Genomic DNA, 16,034 nt, shown 5'->3' with positions numbered 1-16,034 from the left:
CCCCGACGTGAAGCTATTGATTGTCGAAGACGATGAGCTATTGCAACAGGGGCTGGCCATGGCGCTGGCTGCCGAAGGTTACGCCTGCGATTGCGCCCTGACGGCGGCGCAGGCCAATACGCTGATCGACACCAGTCAGTACAGCATGGTCATCCTCGATCTCGGCCTGCCCGACGTGGACGGCGGCGCCTTGCTGCGGCAATGGCGCCGCCGGCAACTGGACTTGCCGGTGTTGATTCTCACCGCCCGCGATGCGCTGGAAGACCGCGTCGACGGGCTGGACGCCGGCGCCGATGACTATCTGATCAAACCCTTTGCGCTGATTGAGCTGCAGGCTCGCGTCAGGGCGCTCATCCGCCGCTATCAGGGCCACAGCGACAACCTGCTACAGCAGGACGATCTCACGCTCAATCTCTCCAGCCAGCAGGTTTACCTGCAACAGCAGCCTATCGACATCACGCCAAAAGAGTTTGCCCTTCTGTCGCGGCTGATTATGCGCGCTGGCCAGACGGTCAACCGTGAACTGCTGCAACAGGATTTATACGCCTGGAACGACGATCTCGGCTCCAATACGCTCGAAGTGCACGTCCATAACCTGCGCCGCAAGCTGGGCAAGGATCGTATCCGCACGGTACGCGGCATCGGCTACCGTCTGGAGCCGTTGCCATGATCAGCATGCGGCGTCGCCTGTTGCTGATGCTGGCGCTTATTCTGCTGGTCACCCAATTGATCAGCGCGCTGTGGCTATGGCACGAAAGCCGGGAACAGATCGGTTTTCTGGTCGATGAAACCCTGTCGGCCCAGGTGCGCACCGAAAAGGTCGACGGTGAAATCGCCGAAGCGATCGCCTCATTATTGGCGCCGTCGCTGATTATGATGATTGTCACGTTGATCGCCTCGTTCTGGGCCATCAGCTGGATTATCCGCCCGCTTAATCAGTTGCAAAACCGGCTGGAAAAGCGTTCCGCCGACAACCTGTCACCGCTGCCGGTCAATAACGACAGCCGGGAAGTGATGGCGGTCACCACCGCGCTCAATCAACTCTTCTCGCGGCTCGATAACACCATTCAGCAGGAGCGGTTGTTTACCGCCGACGCGGCCCACGAACTGCGTACGCCGCTGGCCGGCATCCGGCTGCATCTGGAACTGATGGAGCAGCAGGGGGTGCGGGAAAGTACGCCGCTGATCGCGCGCATCGACCAACTGATGCATACCGTAGAACAATTGCTGATGCTGTCGCGCGCCGGGCAGAAGTTTGCCGGCGGCCACTATCAACGTTTCGACTGGGTCGCGGACGTGATGACGCCACTGCGCGAAGAACTGACAGAACTGGCGCAACAACGCAATCAGCAGCTGACGTGGCAACTGCCGGTGGAGGCCGTCACTCATGGCGATCCGGTATTACTTCGCCTGTTGCTGCGAAATCTGGTGGAAAATGCCCATCGCTATAGCCCGCCGGACAGCGCCATCCAAATCCGCCTCGACGCGCAAAACGGCGGCCATCAGCTGCAGGTGATCGATGAAGGGCCGGGCATTAAGCAAGAGATGGCCGGAGAGCTAACCCAGGCCTTCAGAAGAATGGACCAGCGCTATGGCGGCAGCGGATTGGGGCTAAATATCGTCATCCGCATCATCCAGCTGCACCAAGGGCGACTGGCGCTGAAAAACCGCCATAACGCCAGCGGCCTTAACGCGCGCTGCTGGCTGCCCGCCAACCCGCTGAAGCCATAAAAAAGCCCCGCAGTGCGGGGCCTGATAGCTGTCGTGATGATTATTTCTGGTAAATGATTTCGACGCCTTCGTCGTCATCTTCATCCCAGTCATCATCCCAGTCGTCGTCGGCTTCGGCTTCTACTTCCGCCAGCTGTTTACGGTGGTAATCGTCCCACATAAACTCGACCTTTTCCGGTGCGCTCTCTTCGATCGCCATCGCTTTCGGCTGGCTGTTGATAAAGTTCATCACGTCCCAGCACAGCTCTTTGACGCCAAAATGGCTGGCCGCAGAGATCATGTAGTACTTATCTTCCCAGCCCAGCGCGTCGACAATCGCCTTGGCGCGCTCTGCGGCTTCCTCTTCGTCCAGCAGGTCAACTTTGTTGAACACCAGCCAGCGCGGTTTCTGCGCCAGATTGTCACTGTACTGATTCAGCTCGTTGATGATCACGCGGGCGTTTTCTACCGGATCGGTCTGGTCAATCGGATCGATATCCACCAGGTGCAGCAGCACGCGGCAACGTTCCAGGTGCTTCAGGAAACGAATGCCCAGACCGGCACCTTCAGACGCACCTTCAATCAGCCCTGGAATATCCGCCACCACGAAGCTCTGTTCGCTGTCCATACGCACCACGCCCAGGCTTGGCACCAGCGTGGTGAACGGGTAGTCCGCCACTTTCGGCTTGGCGGCAGATACCGCGCGGATAAAGGTGGATTTGCCCGCGTTCGGCAGGCCGAGCATGCCGACATCCGCCAGCAGCATCAGCTCCAGCAGGACATCGCGCGCTTCACCCGGCGTACCGTTGGTTTTCTGGCGCGGGGCACGGTTGACCGAGGATTTGAAACGGGTGTTGCCCAGGCCATGCCAACCGCCCTTCGCTACCATCAGGCGCTGCTGATGGCGCGTCATATCGCCGAGAATCTCGCCGGTGCCCTGATCCTTCACCCGGGTGCCGACCGGCACTTTGATCACGATATCTTTACCGCGCTTGCCGGTACAGTCACGGCTCTGGCCGTTCTGACCGCGTTCTGCACGGAAGGACTTCTCAAAGCGATAGTCGATCAGCGTGTTCAGGTTTTCGTCCGCCAGCAGGTAGACATCGCCGCCGTCGCCGCCGTCGCCGCCATCCGGGCCGCCGTTCGGGATATATTTTTCGCGACGGAAGCTGACGCAACCATTACCACCGTCACCTGCAACGACCAATATCGCTGCTTCATCTACAAACTTCATTTTCCGTCTCCGTAAATCATTCACCGGGCTGCTTGATAGGAGCAACCAGGAGGTTTTCTGCCCGTCGCGGCCACCACCGGTGACCAATTGCGGAAAACATTGCGCCCGCAACCACCACAAAAGCGCCCACGTAACCGACGACATTCAACGTCGGGGCGGCAAACATCTGCGGCCATGCCAACGCCAATAAATCTGAAAACAACAGGGTAAACAGCGGCGTCAACGTTACTAACGCGCTCACCTGCGCCGCCTGCCAACGCGCCATCGCCTCCGCTAGCGCGCCATAGCCAATCAGCGTATTCGCGCCGCAAAACAGCAGGCAGGCCAGCTGCCAGCCGCTCAGCTGAAAAATCATCGCCGGCTGTGCCAGCGGGAATAATGCAACTGCACATAAAGTGTACAACATTACCAGGATCTGCGGCGACGCCAGCCGGCGCAGCAAGACCTTTTGCGCCAGGCCATAGGTAACCCACACCGTCGCGGCACAGACACCCAACAGCACCCCCAGGGTGTAATCCGTCAGGCGGGTAAAAATCTCAACCAGACTGACGTTGAAAAACAGCATCAGCCCGCAAATCAGCATCAGCGCGCCAATCACCTGGGTAATACGCATCCGCTCTTTCAGGATCAGCACGCTGGCAAACATCATGCCCACCGGCGACAGCTGACCGATCACCTGCGAGGCCGTCGGGCTAAGGTACTGCAGCGAGGAGCTGAAAAATACGAAGTTCCCCAGCAGCCCGGCGGTGGCGATCGCCAGCAGCAGCAGCCAACGCGGCTGGCGAAAAATTTTCACCGGCGGCAAGCGGCCGCGCAGCGTCAGAATAATGCCCAACCCAATCGCCGCAATGCTAAAGCGATACCAGACGATGGTAAACGGCGTCATCACCTGGAGAACTTCTTTCATGGCTATCGGCAACGCACCCCAGCACACCGCCGTGGTTAACGCCAGAGAAATACCGACCCCGACCTGCTGTTTTGTTTCCATGCGTCATCTGCCTGCGCGCTGTCTATCCCGAATAGCCAAGGTTTGAAATGGGTTGGCTATAAATGTAAAAAGCCCCGCAACGAATTGCGGGGCTTACATCTATTTATTAAGGCTCGAAAAATTATTCAGCTTCGATGCTGATGAATTTACGATTGCTCGGGCCTTTAACTTCGAATTTGACTTTACCGTCTTTCAAAGCAAACAGAGTGTGGTCTTTGCCGCAACCTACGTTGGTGCCTGCGTGGAACTTGGTGCCACGCTGACGAACGATGATGCTGCCTGCCAGTACTGCTTCGCCGCCAAAGCGTTTTACGCCCAGACGTTTAGCTTCTGAATCGCGACCGTTACGAGTCGAGCCGCCAGCCTTTTTGTGTGCCATTAATCCGCTCTCCTAACTTAAGCGCTGATGCCGGTGATTTTAACGTCAGTGAACCACTGACGGTGGCCCTGCTGCTTACGGTGGTGTTTACGACGACGAAACTTAACGATTTTAATTTTCTCGCCACGACCGTGTGCAACGACTTCAGCTTTGATCTTGCCGCCATCGACGAAAGGAACGCCGATTTTGATATCTTCGCCATTAGCGATCATCAGAATCTGGTCAAACTCAACCGCTTCACCAGTTGCGATGTCCAGCTTTTCCAAGCGAACGGTCTGACCTTCGCTTACTCGGTGTTGTTTACCACCACTTTGGAAAACCGCGTACATATAAAACTCCGCTTTCCGCGTGCTCGATGATTAGTACAGAGCGCGCTATAAATATTCACAATAGGGCGCGAATTCTACGCAAAAATACAGCACATGACAAGAGCAGAATCTCGACTGAAGTAGAAAAAAGAAGAAAAAAAGCACAGTTTCTTTCGTGGCGTTTATCTAAGCCGTTTTTCAAGTACAATCATAGGCACAGTTACCGCCATGTACCGATGTGAGCAGCGTTCTCATCGCGGTGAAGAGAAACACAGCTGAAAACAATACAATGAACCTAGATCAAATTATTGAGTTAACCGCGCAAGATATGGCGGCAGTGAATGCAACAATTCTCGAACAGTTGAATTCCGAAGTCACGCTCATCAATCAGCTTGGCTATTACATTATCAGCGGTGGCGGTAAACGCATCCGGCCGATGATCGCCGTCCTGGCAGCCCGGGCGCTGCAGTCGGAAGGTGACAAGCACGTGACCATCGCGGCGCTGATTGAGTTTATCCACACCGCGACCCTGCTGCATGACGATGTGGTTGACGAATCCGACATGCGCCGCGGCAAAGCAACCGCCAACGCCGCATTCGGCAACGCGGCCAGCGTGCTGGTCGGCGACTTTATTTATACCCGCGCTTTCCAAATGATGACCAGCCTGGAATCATTACGCGTGTTGGCGCTGATGTCGGAAGCGGTCAACGTGATTGCCGAAGGCGAGGTGCTGCAGTTGATGAACGTCAACGACCCGGATATCAGCGAAGAGAGCTATATGCGGGTGATCTACAGCAAGACGGCGCGTCTGTTTGAAGCCGCCGCGCAATCCTCCGCCATTTTATCCGGCGCCACGCCGGAGCAGGAGCAGGCGCTGCAGGATTACGGCCGCTATCTTGGCACCGCCTTCCAGCTGATTGACGATCTGCTGGATTACAGCGCCGACGGCAGCACACTGGGCAAAAACACCGGTGACGATCTGAATGAAGGCAAACCTACGCTGCCGCTGCTGCACGCCATGCATAACGGCAGTCCGGAGCAGGCGGCAATGATTCGCGGCGCCATCGAACAGGGCAACGGCCGTCATCTGCTGGAACCGGTGCTGGCAGCGATGGAACAGTGCGGCTCGCTGGTCTACACCCGCCAACGTGCGGAAGAGGAAGCCGACAAAGCCATCAGCGCGCTGGAAGCGCTGCCGCCGTCAGAATACCGCACCGCGCTGGAAGGACTGGCGCATCTGGCAGTACAGCGCGAATTTTAAGAAAATATTTCTCAATAGCTTCCGCGCATATCAAGGCGCTTATCGCTGGCGACGTTCAGCGATAAGCGCCAACAGCCCGCCAATGCCCTCACGTACCAGAAATGACAGCATCTGCTCCCTTTCATCATCCGACATATGGTGAAAATAGGCGATCCACACCGTCAGCGGATCCTGTCTTTCAGCAGTGTAATCTGCAGAATCCTCTTTCAGCATCAAAGCATTACGCACGCCCGGCGGCAGGCTGTCGATATGATATTCCACCGCTTTACCCTGTACGCCTTTCCGACGCTGACTCACCCATTTTTCCCGACGCGCCATCTGATTAATTCCCTGTGGCGAGGAAGGCAACCCCGCGATGCCCGTCAATTCCCTGGCAGAAAACCACTCACTTTTCATAGCCATCGTCTCTGAAGATTATGCGCCACCATTATTTCTGGAAAAAAGTTATTTTTTAGAAATAATGGCGTTGTTTTTTCGTATCACCGGCTCACGTTTTATGAACGATTAATACGAACGCGTTAGTTATACCACTAACGCCACTTTGGCTAATCACAAAAAGAAGATCAACATGAATGCGCCGCGTTGGGAGGAGTGGCACATCTGGCGGGGCTGCGCGAGTTTTAAGAAATGAGCGCCTAATGCTCCCCAGGCGCTTTAGCGGTGCTTATCGCTGACGCCCCTCGGCGATAAGCGCCAGCAGTCCGCCAATGCCCTCACGCAACAAAAACGCCTGTATCCGCTCCCTTTCATCATCCGACATATGGTGAAAATAGGCGATCCACACCGTCAGCGGATCCTGTCTTTCAGCAGTGTAACCAGCAGAATCCTCTTTCAGCATCAAAGTATTACGCACGCCTGGCGGCAGGCTGTCGATATGATATTCCACCGCTTTGCCCTGTACGCCTTTCCGACGCTGACTCACCCATTTTTCCCGACGCGCCATCTGATTAATTCCCTGTGGCGAGGAAGGCAACCCCGCGATGCCAGTCAATTCCTTGGCAGAAAACCACTCACTTTTCATAGCCATCGTCTCTGAAGATTATGCGTCACCATTATTTTTGGAAAGCAAAGGGTTGTTTTTGGAAAAATAATGGTGTTCTTGTTTCCGTATAACCGATTCACGTTGTACGAACGATTAATACGAACGCGTTAGTTATACCACTAACGTCACTTTGGCTAATCAAAAAAGGAAGATCAACATGAATTCAAGGAGTGAAGATTGGCATCCTGCCGATGTCATCGCAGCATTACGCAAGAAAGGCACCACTCTGGCAGCGGTATCGCGCAGCGCCGGGCTCAGTTCGTCGACGCTGGCTAACGCCCTGTCCCGCCCCTGGCCGAAAGGCGAGTGGCTGATCGCCGAGGCGCTGAATGTTCACCCTTCAGAGATCTGGCCAAGCCGCTATTTCGATCCCAAGACCCGGCGCTTGCTGGACCGCAAGAGTCGGATCAAATCCTGACGTCAGGGCATAAAAAAACCGCCGGAATCACTCCGGCGGCCTTTATCTGACGCTACGGGTCAATCAGTTATTGATAAACGTCTCACCCAGTTCGATATCTTTATGCAGAACATCCAACATATCATTCAGCGCTTTCTGCTCAAAGGCGCTCAGCGTGCCGATATCTTTACGTTCTTCAACGCCGTTTTTACCCAGCAGCAGCGGCTGTGCGAAGAAGCGCGCATATTTGCCGTCGCCTTCCACATAGGCGCATTCGACAACGCCTTGCTCACCCTGCAGCGCACGCACCAGAGACAAACCAAAGCGCGCCGCCGCCTGGCCCATGGACAGCGTAGCCGATCCGCCGCCGGCTTTGGCTTCAACCACTTCAGTACCTGCGTTCTGAATACGCTTGGTCAGGTCGGCCACTTCCTGATCGGTAAAGCTCACGCCCGGAATCTGGGACAGCAGAGGCAGAATGGTTACGCCAGAGTGGCCGCCGATGACCGGCACGTTCAGCTCTTCCGGCTTTTTGCCTTTCAGCTCAGCCACGAAGGTGTTGGAACGGATAATATCCAGCGAAGTCACGCCGAACAGTTTGTTTTTGTCGTACACGCCTGCTTTCTTCAGCACTTCCGCCGCAATGGCAACGGTGGTGTTCACCGGGTTGGTGATAATACCGATGCACGCTTTCGGGCAGGTTTTCGCCACTTGTTCAATCAGGTTACGCACGATGCCGGCGTTAACGTTGAACAGGTCGGAACGATCCATACCCGGCTTGCGCGCTACGCCGGCGGAAATCAGCACCACATCGGCGCCCTGCAGCGCTGGCGTGGCGTCTTCACCGCTGAAGCCTTTAATGCTAACGGCGGTTGGAATGTGGCTTAAGTCAACGGCAACGCCTGGCGTAACGGGGGCAATGTCGTAGAGGGAGAGTTCAGAACCTGCAGGTAGCTGGGTCTTGAGAAGAAGGGCAAGGGCCTGGCCAATACCGCCAGCTGCACCGAGAACTGCAACTTTCATCCTATACTCCTTGTATTATCTTAAATATAAAAGCGCCGTGAATTCTGGGTTACGGAACTTATGTTATCACGCCTTTAAAAACAATCTCTTAACAGTTGGACTGAGAGCTGACGCAATAAAATAGCCGTGATCGCGGACATTTTAGATTAAATAACGTGTGCATGAAGGGCATAGCGCACAGTAATCGAAAATTGTGCGAGGTTATTCACGCGCAAGTTAACCGGCCGTTACATTACACCCTTACGCAACATCAGAACAACATCATTTTAATAACATTTTATTTACCCTTTCCCCGCGATGAATCCTGTGAGAAAGGGCATATTCATGACAATCGTATTTTGTTAAAATAACGCCCTTTCCCTGTCGTTCCGGCCATTTTTTTGCTGGTCGACCTCCGCTTTTATTGCATAAAAATTCATCTATATGCATAATAATGACATCTATTGGCAACATTCCACGGTGCAAAATGCGTAATCCCGCAAAGCAGGAAGATCTGATCAAAGCGTTCAAGGCGTTATTGAAGGAAGAGAAATTCAGTTCGCAAGGCGAGATCGTTTTGGCGCTGCAAGAAGAAGGCTTCGAAAACATTAACCAATCCAAAGTATCACGCATGCTGACCAAGTTCGGCGCGGTACGTACGCGTAATGCAAAAATGGAGATGGTATATTGCCTTCCCGCCGAGCTGGGGGTGCCTACCACCACCAGTCCGCTGAAGAATCTGGTGCTCGACGTTGACCACAATGACGCCGTGGTGGTGATTCATACCAGCCCTGGCGCAGCACAATTGATCGCCCGCCTGCTCGACTCGCTGGGCAAGTCAGAAGGTATCCTCGGCACCATTGCCGGTGATGACACCATCTTCGTTACGCCGGCCAGCGCCTTCACCGCCCGCCAGCTGTATGAGGCCATTTTGGCGCTGTTCGAACAGGAACTGTAATCATCTATCCCTATCACTACGCGGTCTACGACCGCGTATCCAGCACGCTCTTCACCTTCCCCACGCCATTGCATAGTTTTTCGCTGTCACGCCAATAACGACGATCGCCCCGTGGATATCATTATTTGTAGCATTTCATCACTGCGCTTTTCCGCTGATACCTGATTCCGCACTTTTCGACAAAGTCGCTCACTTGCTTGATATTACAGAAATTTAACATCAAAAGACCATTTTATAATCACTTTTTATTCCTGGCGGTTATAAAAAATGGTAAGCACAATGATAAAGTTTCATAGGGAATTGTTAGCAAACTATTAATTTTTCGGGTTACTAGCTGTATACTCCTTTCCGTGACATGAATCACAGTTCACAGGAACTGATAAAAGAATTCTACGAGGTCAAATCATGAAAGTTAAAACTACTGTTGTGACTCTTGGCGTACTGTCCATGCTTTCATTCGGCACTTTTGCAGCACAATCCGTTAGCACGGAGCAGGCAGCAAAATTGCAGCCGGCAGGCACCATTACCGTCAGCGGCGTTGCCGCAGCGCCTTCCGATATCCGTCAGGCACTGTCTGATAAAGCCGATGCCAAAGGCGCCACCGCTTTTCGCGTGATTGAAGCGCGTAATGAAGGCAACTTCCACGCCACGGCAGAAATCTACAAATAAGTACTCAAAGAACGCTCCGGTAACGGACGAATAAATCTCTGGCAACGCTATACCCATAACGGTCTTCAAGAATAAAAAAACAACCCGTCCTTCCAGGCCGTTACCGATTAGCATCAAGGACTTACCATCATGAACATGAAATTTTCGATTGCAGCGATGGCGCTGCTGTCAGCCGTCTCTTTTGGCGCTTCCGCCGCCACGCTGGTGAGCAATGAACAGGCCAGCACCCTGCAGTCTGTCGGCACCGTGACCGCCGCCGGCGTCGCCGGTTCACCGTCGGACATTCGTCAGGCGCTGTCTGATAAGGCCGACCAACAGGGCGCCACAGCCTACCGTATTATTGAAGCCCGTGAGAACGGCAACTGGCACGCCACGGCCGAAATCTATAAATAACCATTCAGGGACGTGTCTACTGAGCTGATTATCCTCGTCACTGCCACTGCCGAGTTCTGACGTTGACACGCATTCCCTGAAGAACCCCTCGTCGTCCTATCCGACGAAACCCCATTGCCCCCGCTTGCGGGGGCTTTTTTTATGGGCAAGAAAAAAGCCGCAAAGCGGCTTTTTATCATCAGCATGTAACGCCAGCATCGGCCCGTCGGTTTACTTTGCCCGCTGCGCCAACGCCGCCAGCAGCTTATCGTGAATACCGCCGAAACCGCCGTTGCTCATCACCAGAATATGATCGCCCGGCTGAGCGGTTTTCACCACCATCTCCGCCAGCGTATCCACGTCGGCGCTCCAGTGGGCCGGCTGCACGCAGGCTTCCGCCACTTCCGCCACCTGCCACGGGTTATGGTCCGGCTGATACAGGAACACTTCATCGGCACGGCCAAGGGCAGGTGCCAAATCGTTTTTGCTGATGCCCATCTTCATAGTGTTGGAGCGCGGCTCCAGCACCGCCAAAATACGCGCGGTGCCGCCCACTTTGCCGCGCAGCGCTGCCAGGGTGGCCAAAATCGCCGTCGGATGATGGGCAAAATCATCATAGACCGTCACACCGCTGGCTTCACCGCGCAGTTCCAGACGGCGGCGGGCGTTGATAAAATCGCCCAGCGCACGGCAGGCATCGGCCGGCGCAACGCCGACATGGCGGGCTGCCGCAATCGCCATCAGGCCATTGTGCATATTGTGTTCCCCCACCAGCGACCAGTTGACCTCGCCCACTTTCTCGCCGTTCAGCCAGACGGCGTAATGGCTGGCGTCGGTGGTCAGCTTCTCAGCGCGCCAGGTTCCCTCTTCGCCCACCAGTTCCTGCTCGCTCCAGCAGCCCATTGCCATCACTTGTTTCAGGTTGGCGTCATTGTCCGGCAGAATGATTTTGCCCTGGCCCGGCACAATACGCACCAGATGGTGAAACTGTTTCTGGATGGCCTTCAGGTCGTCGAAAATATCCGCGTGGTCAAACTCCAGATTATTCATGATCAGCGTACGCGGGCTGTAATGCACAAACTTGGAGCGCTTGTCAAAGAAGGCGCTGTCGTACTCATCGGCCTCAATCACAAAGAACGGGCTGCCGCCCAGCCGCGCGGAAACGTCAAAGTTGCCGGGTACGCCGCCGATCACAAAACCGGGCTGATAACCACAGGCTTCCAGGATCCAGGCCGCCATACCGGCGGTGGTGGTTTTACCGTGGGTGCCGGCCACCGCCAGCACCCAACGGTCACGCAGCACATAGTCGTGCAGCCACTGCGGGCCGGATACATAGGGGATACCCTGCTCCAGCACCGCTTCAACGCACGGATTACCGCGCGTCATGGCGTTGCCGATGATCACCAGATCCGGCGCCGGATCCAGCTGTGCCGGATCGTACCCCTGGATCAGCGCGATCCCCTGGTTTTCCAGCAACGTGCTCATCGGTGGATAGACGTTAGCGTCAGAACCCGTGACCTCATGTCCAAGCGAGCGGGCCAGTACCGCCAGTCCGCCCATAAAGGTGCCACAGATGCCAAGAATGTGAATGCGCATAGGTTTCTCATTTGAGTACGTCGAATGTACGCTTATTCTAACGCTCAGAATCGTCCAGAAGAAATGGATTTGCCTATGAATAGCGCGACGCTTTGGGCTACACTGCTGGCACAAACGTTGGCGGTTTGTTAAAAACTGCTATCCATCCGTAGATTCAGGGATTGTGTCATGAAAACGTTAGGCGAATTTATCGTCGAGAAACAACACGACTTCTCTCACGCCACCGGCGAATTGACCGCACTGCTGTCGGCCATCAAACTGGGCGCAAAAATCATCCACCGCGACATCAACAAAGCGGGTCTGGTGGATATTCTGGGCACCAGCGGCGTTTCCAACGTACAGGGCGAAGTTCAGATGAAACTGGACCTGTACGCGAACGAAAAGCTGAAAGCAGCGCTGAAAGCGCGCGGCGAAGTGGCGGGCATCGCTTCTGAAGAAGAAGACGAGATCGTCATCTTTGACGGCGACCGTGCTGAAAACGGCAAGTATGTAGTGCTGATGGATCCGTTGGACGGCTCGTCCAACATCGATGTTAACGTCTCCGTCGGGACGATCTTCTCCATCTATCGCCGTATCACCCCTATCGGCACTCCGGTGACCGAAGAAGACTTCCTGCAGCCGGGCAGCGCCCAGGTCGCGGCCGGTTACGTGGTTTACGGCTCTTCCACCATGCTGGTGTACACCACCGGTTATGGCGTCCATGCCTTTACCTACGACCCTTCACTGGGCGTGTTCTGTCTCTCCCATGAGAAAGTGCGCTTCCCAGAATCCGGCAATATGTATTCCATCAACGAAGGCAACTACATCAAGTTCCCTCTCGGCGTGAAGAAATACATCAAATACTGTCAGGAACAGGACGAAGCAACGCAGCGCCCTTACACCTCACGCTATATCGGATCTCTGGTTGCCGATTTCCACCGCAACCTGCTGAAGGGCGGCATTTATATTTACCCAAGCACCGCCAGCCATCCGCAAGGCAAGCTGCGTTTGCTGTATGAATGCAACCCGATGGCGTTTCTGGCCGAACAGGCCGGCGGTAAAGCCAGCGACGGTAAAACCCGTATCCTGGACATCACGCCGCAGAAACTGCACCAGCGTGCGCCATTCTTCGTCGGCACCAAATCGATGGTAGAAGACGCCGAACGCTTTATCGCCGACTATCCGGACGAGTAACGCCTTCGATGCCGGGGCCGTCAGGCCCCACGGCGCAGCACGCTGCGCCGTCATCGCGTTATATTATAGCTTGAACGCCGCCATGCTCTGCGCCAGCGACTGGGCCTGTTCCTCCAGCGAGCGCGTTGCGGCGGCGGATTCTTCCACCAGTGCCGCATTCTGCTGTGCCACCTGATCCATCTGCGCCACCGCCAGATTCACCTGTTCGATTCCGCTGCTCTGCTCGCGGGTCGCCGCCGAGATTTCACGCATCAGCGCCGTGACGCGCCCGACTTCATCGGCAATGCCGTTCATGGTTTGCGCCGCTGACTCCGCCATCTGTTCACCCTCTTGCACCCGCGCCTGCGACGCTTCAATCAGCCCTTTAATCTCCTTGGCCGACTGCGCGCTGCGCTGCGCCAGACTGCGTACTTCGCCGGCGACGACGGCAAAGCCGCGCCCCTGCTCACCGGCTCGCGCAGCCTCAACGGCCGCATTCAACGCCAGAATATTGGTCTGAAACGCGATGCCGTCCATCACGCTGATAATATCGGCAATGCGGCGGGAACTGTCGGTGATCGCCAGCATTTTGTCTTTGACCTGACTGACCACGTCGCTGCCGCGATCGGCGACATCAGACACGCTGAGCGCCAGTTGATTGGCCTGCTCGGCATTTTCCGCATTCATTTTAACCGTTGAGGTCAGCTGTTCCATGCTGGCGGCGGTCTCTTCCAGCGAAGCTGCCGACTCCTCGGTACGCTGCGCCAGGTGAACGTTGCCGGCCGCCAGCTCGCGAGAGCCAACGTCAATCTGGCTGCTGGCGTCGCGCACTTTGCTGACCGACATCACCAGCGACTGCTGCATGCGCTGCATCGCCCGGATCAGACGGCCCATTTCCGTCTCTCCTTCGCCGCGAATCTCGCGGGTCAGATCGCCGTTGGCGATATGCTCCAGCTCGGCGATCGACGCATCCAGCGGGCGTAGAATGATCAGCCGCAGGGCAAACCAGGCCAGCACCGCCAGCAGCACGCTGACTATCCCGGCCACCGCGATTAACGCAATCTTGGTGCTGGCGTTGCCCTCTGCGTCATTCACCTGCAGCTGCCCGGTTTCCATGGCAAAACGGCGGAATTCACTCAGATCGTTTTCAAATGCGATGCTCAGCTTAGAAATTCGCGTTTCCTGAATATGGTAGTACTCGTCAATCTGGCCGGCTTTGATGGCATCGGCCATCGGACGCACGCCCTGTTCCTGGTAAGCGCGATAACTGGCCTGCAAATGCTCGGATAACTCTTTGCCACGCTCGGTGACCGTCCCCACGCCGACGAACTTCGCCATTTCACGCTGCGACTGCGCCAGATAGCCGTAAATACGCCCGACTGTAGCGTCAGACACTGCGATCTGGCCCACTTCACGCTGGCGTACCGCCAGAGACGCGGCGGTACGCGCGCGCAGCGTCAGGTTGGAACTGTTCGCCAGCGACCCCAGCTCCTCGCCCAGGATCTGGTTCAGGGTATGCAGCGAGCGCGACCCCTGGTTGATGGCATTGACACCGATAATGCTGACCATAATCAGCAATACCGTCAGCAGGCTAAGCAGGGCAAGCAGCCCGGCCTTCACCGTAATTTTATTTAGCATGGATTCTTCCTGGCTATCGACAATAAGTGGTTACTGAGATGTAGGGTGGTAAGACGCAGGACGTCGCCGCAGCACGTCATTGTTATTTGCTAGGTTATCGACAACCGAGGAGGAAACTTGATGCTGAACAAGGATGAATCCCTAAAATTCCCCGTGCAGACAGGGCATCGATGGTGAGCGTCACGGCATATATCATGGTCAGTGCGGGAGCAATATATGCGTCCCAACCAACAGACAATACTGATTCCGGTGAAGCAATCTTATCTTGCGATTGGTCATGGCGCGCTATCGAAATATCATCACACTTAAAACAAATAGGCACTATAGCATTCACCACAATCAGTCAATGAGTAATTAAAAGCAGAAAAATGAAAAGGGAAAAGCAAATGGATAATTACCGTATAAGTCATCGAAGAAATATAACCCCAGATTAAACCACAGGCTAAATTGATTACACTTCAGATATTACCGCTATTTTATCAGGCGTAAAACCAAACCGAATAAAATAAACAGACATACAAGCGTCATGATGAATCTGACTTGTCGACACCCGCCTCTCAGATGCTGTCTGATACCTCTCCGCAAGGTACCAAACATGGGCAATCAACCGCTGCCCCCCAACGAGGAGAGCAGATCATACCCGTTTAACGGTCAAATCAAGCAAATCTATATATAATAAAAATGCTATCGAATAATAATAAATTAATACCTTATGAGTAATTAAACAAAGACAACATTCATTGATCCACAACAAGAATAAAGGCTTTCGATAACAGGCATACTTTACTACCATTAGCCCAGCAGATCTTAAAGACGAATTATTCCCTCGTTCTCTGCAATCAGGCAGAACCATATATCAAAAAACAAATATGGTTTCTGTAAAAAATCAACCACCAAGAATAATATTGGCGTTTTATCTTCGGGCTCGTTATTTAAACACCCATCGATTTAAATGATTTAACGTTTGAATATTACAGGAAATTTTATCACTCAAGGAGATTTATCATGAGAGAACTGTCTGTAAGCGAACAGCAGGAAGTCAGCGGCGGTCTGTTTGGCCTTATCACCGCGCCTATCGGCGGCATTCTCGGCGCCGCGATCGGCTCCATCGTTGATGCCGGCAACCGTCTTTCCGGCCGTGACTCTAACTTCAAAGGGTCAGGCGCGCTGCTGGGCGCCGGCATCGGCGCAGCGGTAGGCTTGTCGCCACTGACCGCCATCCTCGGCATCGGCTCCGGTATTGTCTCCATCGTCCGCAACGGCCTCGGCCTCAAGGCGCAAAAACCGATGTTCTAAGCCCCTTCCGGCAATCGCTGCGGGACAAGACC

18 protein-coding genes are annotated in these 16,034 nt (G+C 54.7%); 9 read left to right on the top strand and 9 right to left on the bottom strand.

Going from position 1 to position 16,034, the window contains the following annotated elements; all coding sequences use genetic code 11:
* The first annotated feature begins 7 nt into the window (after positions 1-7).
* Both pmrA and pmrB read left to right on the top strand, forming a co-directional pair.
* On the top strand, positions 8-670 hold the full coding sequence (pmrA, locus tag CLM71_RS01990) for a two-component system response regulator PmrA (protein WP_105229520.1): 663 nt from the start codon (positions 8-10) through the stop codon (positions 668-670).
* Positions 667-1,731, top strand: a complete 1,065-nt coding sequence (gene pmrB, locus CLM71_RS01985) for a two-component system sensor histidine kinase PmrB (protein WP_105229519.1) — start codon at positions 667-669, stop codon at positions 1,729-1,731. The genes pmrA and pmrB overlap by 4 nt, the downstream gene beginning before the upstream one ends.
* Positions 1,732-1,771: 40 nt before the next feature.
* Here pmrB and cgtA read toward each other — a convergent pair whose 3' ends face one another.
* The 4 genes from cgtA to rplU form a co-directional block, all read right to left on the bottom strand.
* Positions 1,772-2,944 carry an Obg family GTPase CgtA gene (gene cgtA, locus CLM71_RS01980; protein ID WP_105229518.1) on the bottom strand — a complete coding sequence of 391 codons (1,173 nt, stop codon included), beginning with the start codon at positions 2,942-2,944 and terminating at the stop codon, positions 1,772-1,774.
* A 16-nt stretch (positions 2,945-2,960) separates the two neighbouring features.
* Positions 2,961-3,932 (bottom strand): DMT family transporter, encoded by a 972-nt coding sequence (locus tag CLM71_RS01975; protein WP_105229517.1) that lies wholly within the window; start codon positions 3,930-3,932, stop codon positions 2,961-2,963.
* A 121-nt stretch (positions 3,933-4,053) separates the two neighbouring features.
* Positions 4,054-4,311 carry a 50S ribosomal protein L27 gene (gene rpmA, locus CLM71_RS01970; protein WP_004933559.1) on the bottom strand — a complete coding sequence of 86 codons (258 nt, stop codon included), beginning with the start codon at positions 4,309-4,311 and terminating at the stop codon, positions 4,054-4,056.
* A gap of 17 nt (positions 4,312-4,328) precedes the next feature.
* Positions 4,329-4,640: a 50S ribosomal protein L21 gene (gene rplU, locus CLM71_RS01965; protein ID WP_004933561.1), complete on the bottom strand. Its 312-nt coding sequence runs from the start codon at positions 4,638-4,640 to the stop codon at positions 4,329-4,331.
* Positions 4,641-4,908: 268 nt separating this feature from the next.
* Between rplU and ispB the strand changes: the two genes are divergently transcribed.
* Entirely contained in the window at positions 4,909-5,880 is a 972-nt protein-coding gene (ispB, locus tag CLM71_RS01960) for an octaprenyl diphosphate synthase (protein ID WP_105229516.1), read from the top strand.
* A gap of 39 nt (positions 5,881-5,919) precedes the next feature.
* On the opposite strand, the gene CLM71_RS01955 is transcribed toward ispB, so the two are convergent.
* Entirely contained in the window at positions 5,920-6,276 is a 357-nt protein-coding gene (locus CLM71_RS01955) for a DNA-binding protein (RefSeq protein ID WP_105229515.1), read from the bottom strand.
* Between the two features lie 268 nt (positions 6,277-6,544).
* On the bottom strand, positions 6,545-6,901 hold the full coding sequence (locus tag CLM71_RS01950) for a DNA-binding protein (protein ID WP_105233190.1): 357 nt from the start codon (positions 6,899-6,901) through the stop codon (positions 6,545-6,547).
* 178 nt (positions 6,902-7,079) lie between these two features.
* Between CLM71_RS01950 and CLM71_RS01945 the strand changes: the two genes are divergently transcribed.
* A complete protein-coding gene (locus CLM71_RS01945; protein ID WP_105229514.1) occupies positions 7,080-7,340 on the top strand; it encodes a helix-turn-helix transcriptional regulator in 261 nt (86 codons plus the stop codon).
* Positions 7,341-7,403: 63 nt separating this feature from the next.
* Here CLM71_RS01945 and mdh read toward each other — a convergent pair whose 3' ends face one another.
* Positions 7,404-8,342, bottom strand: coding sequence for a malate dehydrogenase (gene mdh / locus CLM71_RS01940; protein WP_105229513.1), 939 nt, complete (start codon positions 8,340-8,342; stop codon positions 7,404-7,406).
* Positions 8,343-8,808: 466 nt separating this feature from the next.
* On the opposite strand from mdh, the gene argR reads away from it, so the two are divergent.
* From argR to yhcN (CLM71_RS01925), 3 genes are all read left to right on the top strand, one after another.
* Positions 8,809-9,279: a transcriptional regulator ArgR gene (argR, locus tag CLM71_RS01935; protein WP_041411702.1), complete on the top strand. Its 471-nt coding sequence runs from the start codon at positions 8,809-8,811 to the stop codon at positions 9,277-9,279.
* A 405-nt stretch (positions 9,280-9,684) separates the two neighbouring features.
* Positions 9,685-9,948, top strand: coding sequence for a peroxide/acid stress response protein YhcN (gene yhcN / locus CLM71_RS01930; protein ID WP_105229512.1), 264 nt, complete (start codon positions 9,685-9,687; stop codon positions 9,946-9,948).
* Between the two features lie 129 nt (positions 9,949-10,077).
* On the top strand, positions 10,078-10,341 hold the full coding sequence (yhcN, locus tag CLM71_RS01925) for a peroxide/acid stress response protein YhcN (RefSeq protein WP_105229511.1): 264 nt from the start codon (positions 10,078-10,080) through the stop codon (positions 10,339-10,341).
* A 210-nt stretch (positions 10,342-10,551) separates the two neighbouring features.
* Here the strand turns inward: yhcN (CLM71_RS01925) and mpl are convergent, their stop codons facing one another.
* Positions 10,552-11,916 (bottom strand): UDP-N-acetylmuramate:L-alanyl-gamma-D-glutamyl-meso-diaminopimelate ligase, encoded by a 1,365-nt coding sequence (mpl, locus tag CLM71_RS01920; protein WP_105229510.1) that lies wholly within the window; start codon positions 11,914-11,916, stop codon positions 10,552-10,554.
* Between the two features lie 168 nt (positions 11,917-12,084).
* Here mpl and fbp point away from each other — a divergent pair, with 168 nt between their 5' ends.
* Positions 12,085-13,089: a class 1 fructose-bisphosphatase gene (gene fbp / locus CLM71_RS01915; protein ID WP_105229509.1), complete on the top strand. Its 1,005-nt coding sequence runs from the start codon at positions 12,085-12,087 to the stop codon at positions 13,087-13,089.
* A gap of 63 nt (positions 13,090-13,152) precedes the next feature.
* Here fbp and CLM71_RS01910 read toward each other — a convergent pair whose 3' ends face one another.
* The gene (locus CLM71_RS01910; RefSeq protein ID WP_105229508.1) at positions 13,153-14,706 is read right to left on the bottom strand and encodes a methyl-accepting chemotaxis protein; all 1,554 of its coding nucleotides are present in this window, start codon (positions 14,704-14,706) and stop codon (positions 13,153-13,155) included.
* A 1,005-nt stretch (positions 14,707-15,711) separates the two neighbouring features.
* Between CLM71_RS01910 and CLM71_RS01905 the strand changes: the two genes are divergently transcribed.
* Positions 15,712-16,002 (top strand): hypothetical protein, encoded by a 291-nt coding sequence (locus CLM71_RS01905; RefSeq protein WP_105229507.1) that lies wholly within the window; start codon positions 15,712-15,714, stop codon positions 16,000-16,002.
* Positions 16,003-16,034: the final 32 nt, after the last annotated feature.

It is taken from the genome of Serratia sp. MYb239 (genome assembly GCF_002966855.1).
GTDB lineage: Bacteria > Pseudomonadota > Gammaproteobacteria > Enterobacterales > Enterobacteriaceae > Serratia_B > Serratia_B rhizosphaerae.
Note: the sequence above shows the minus strand (reverse complement) of the source record. Positions and strands in the feature narration are given on the sequence as shown.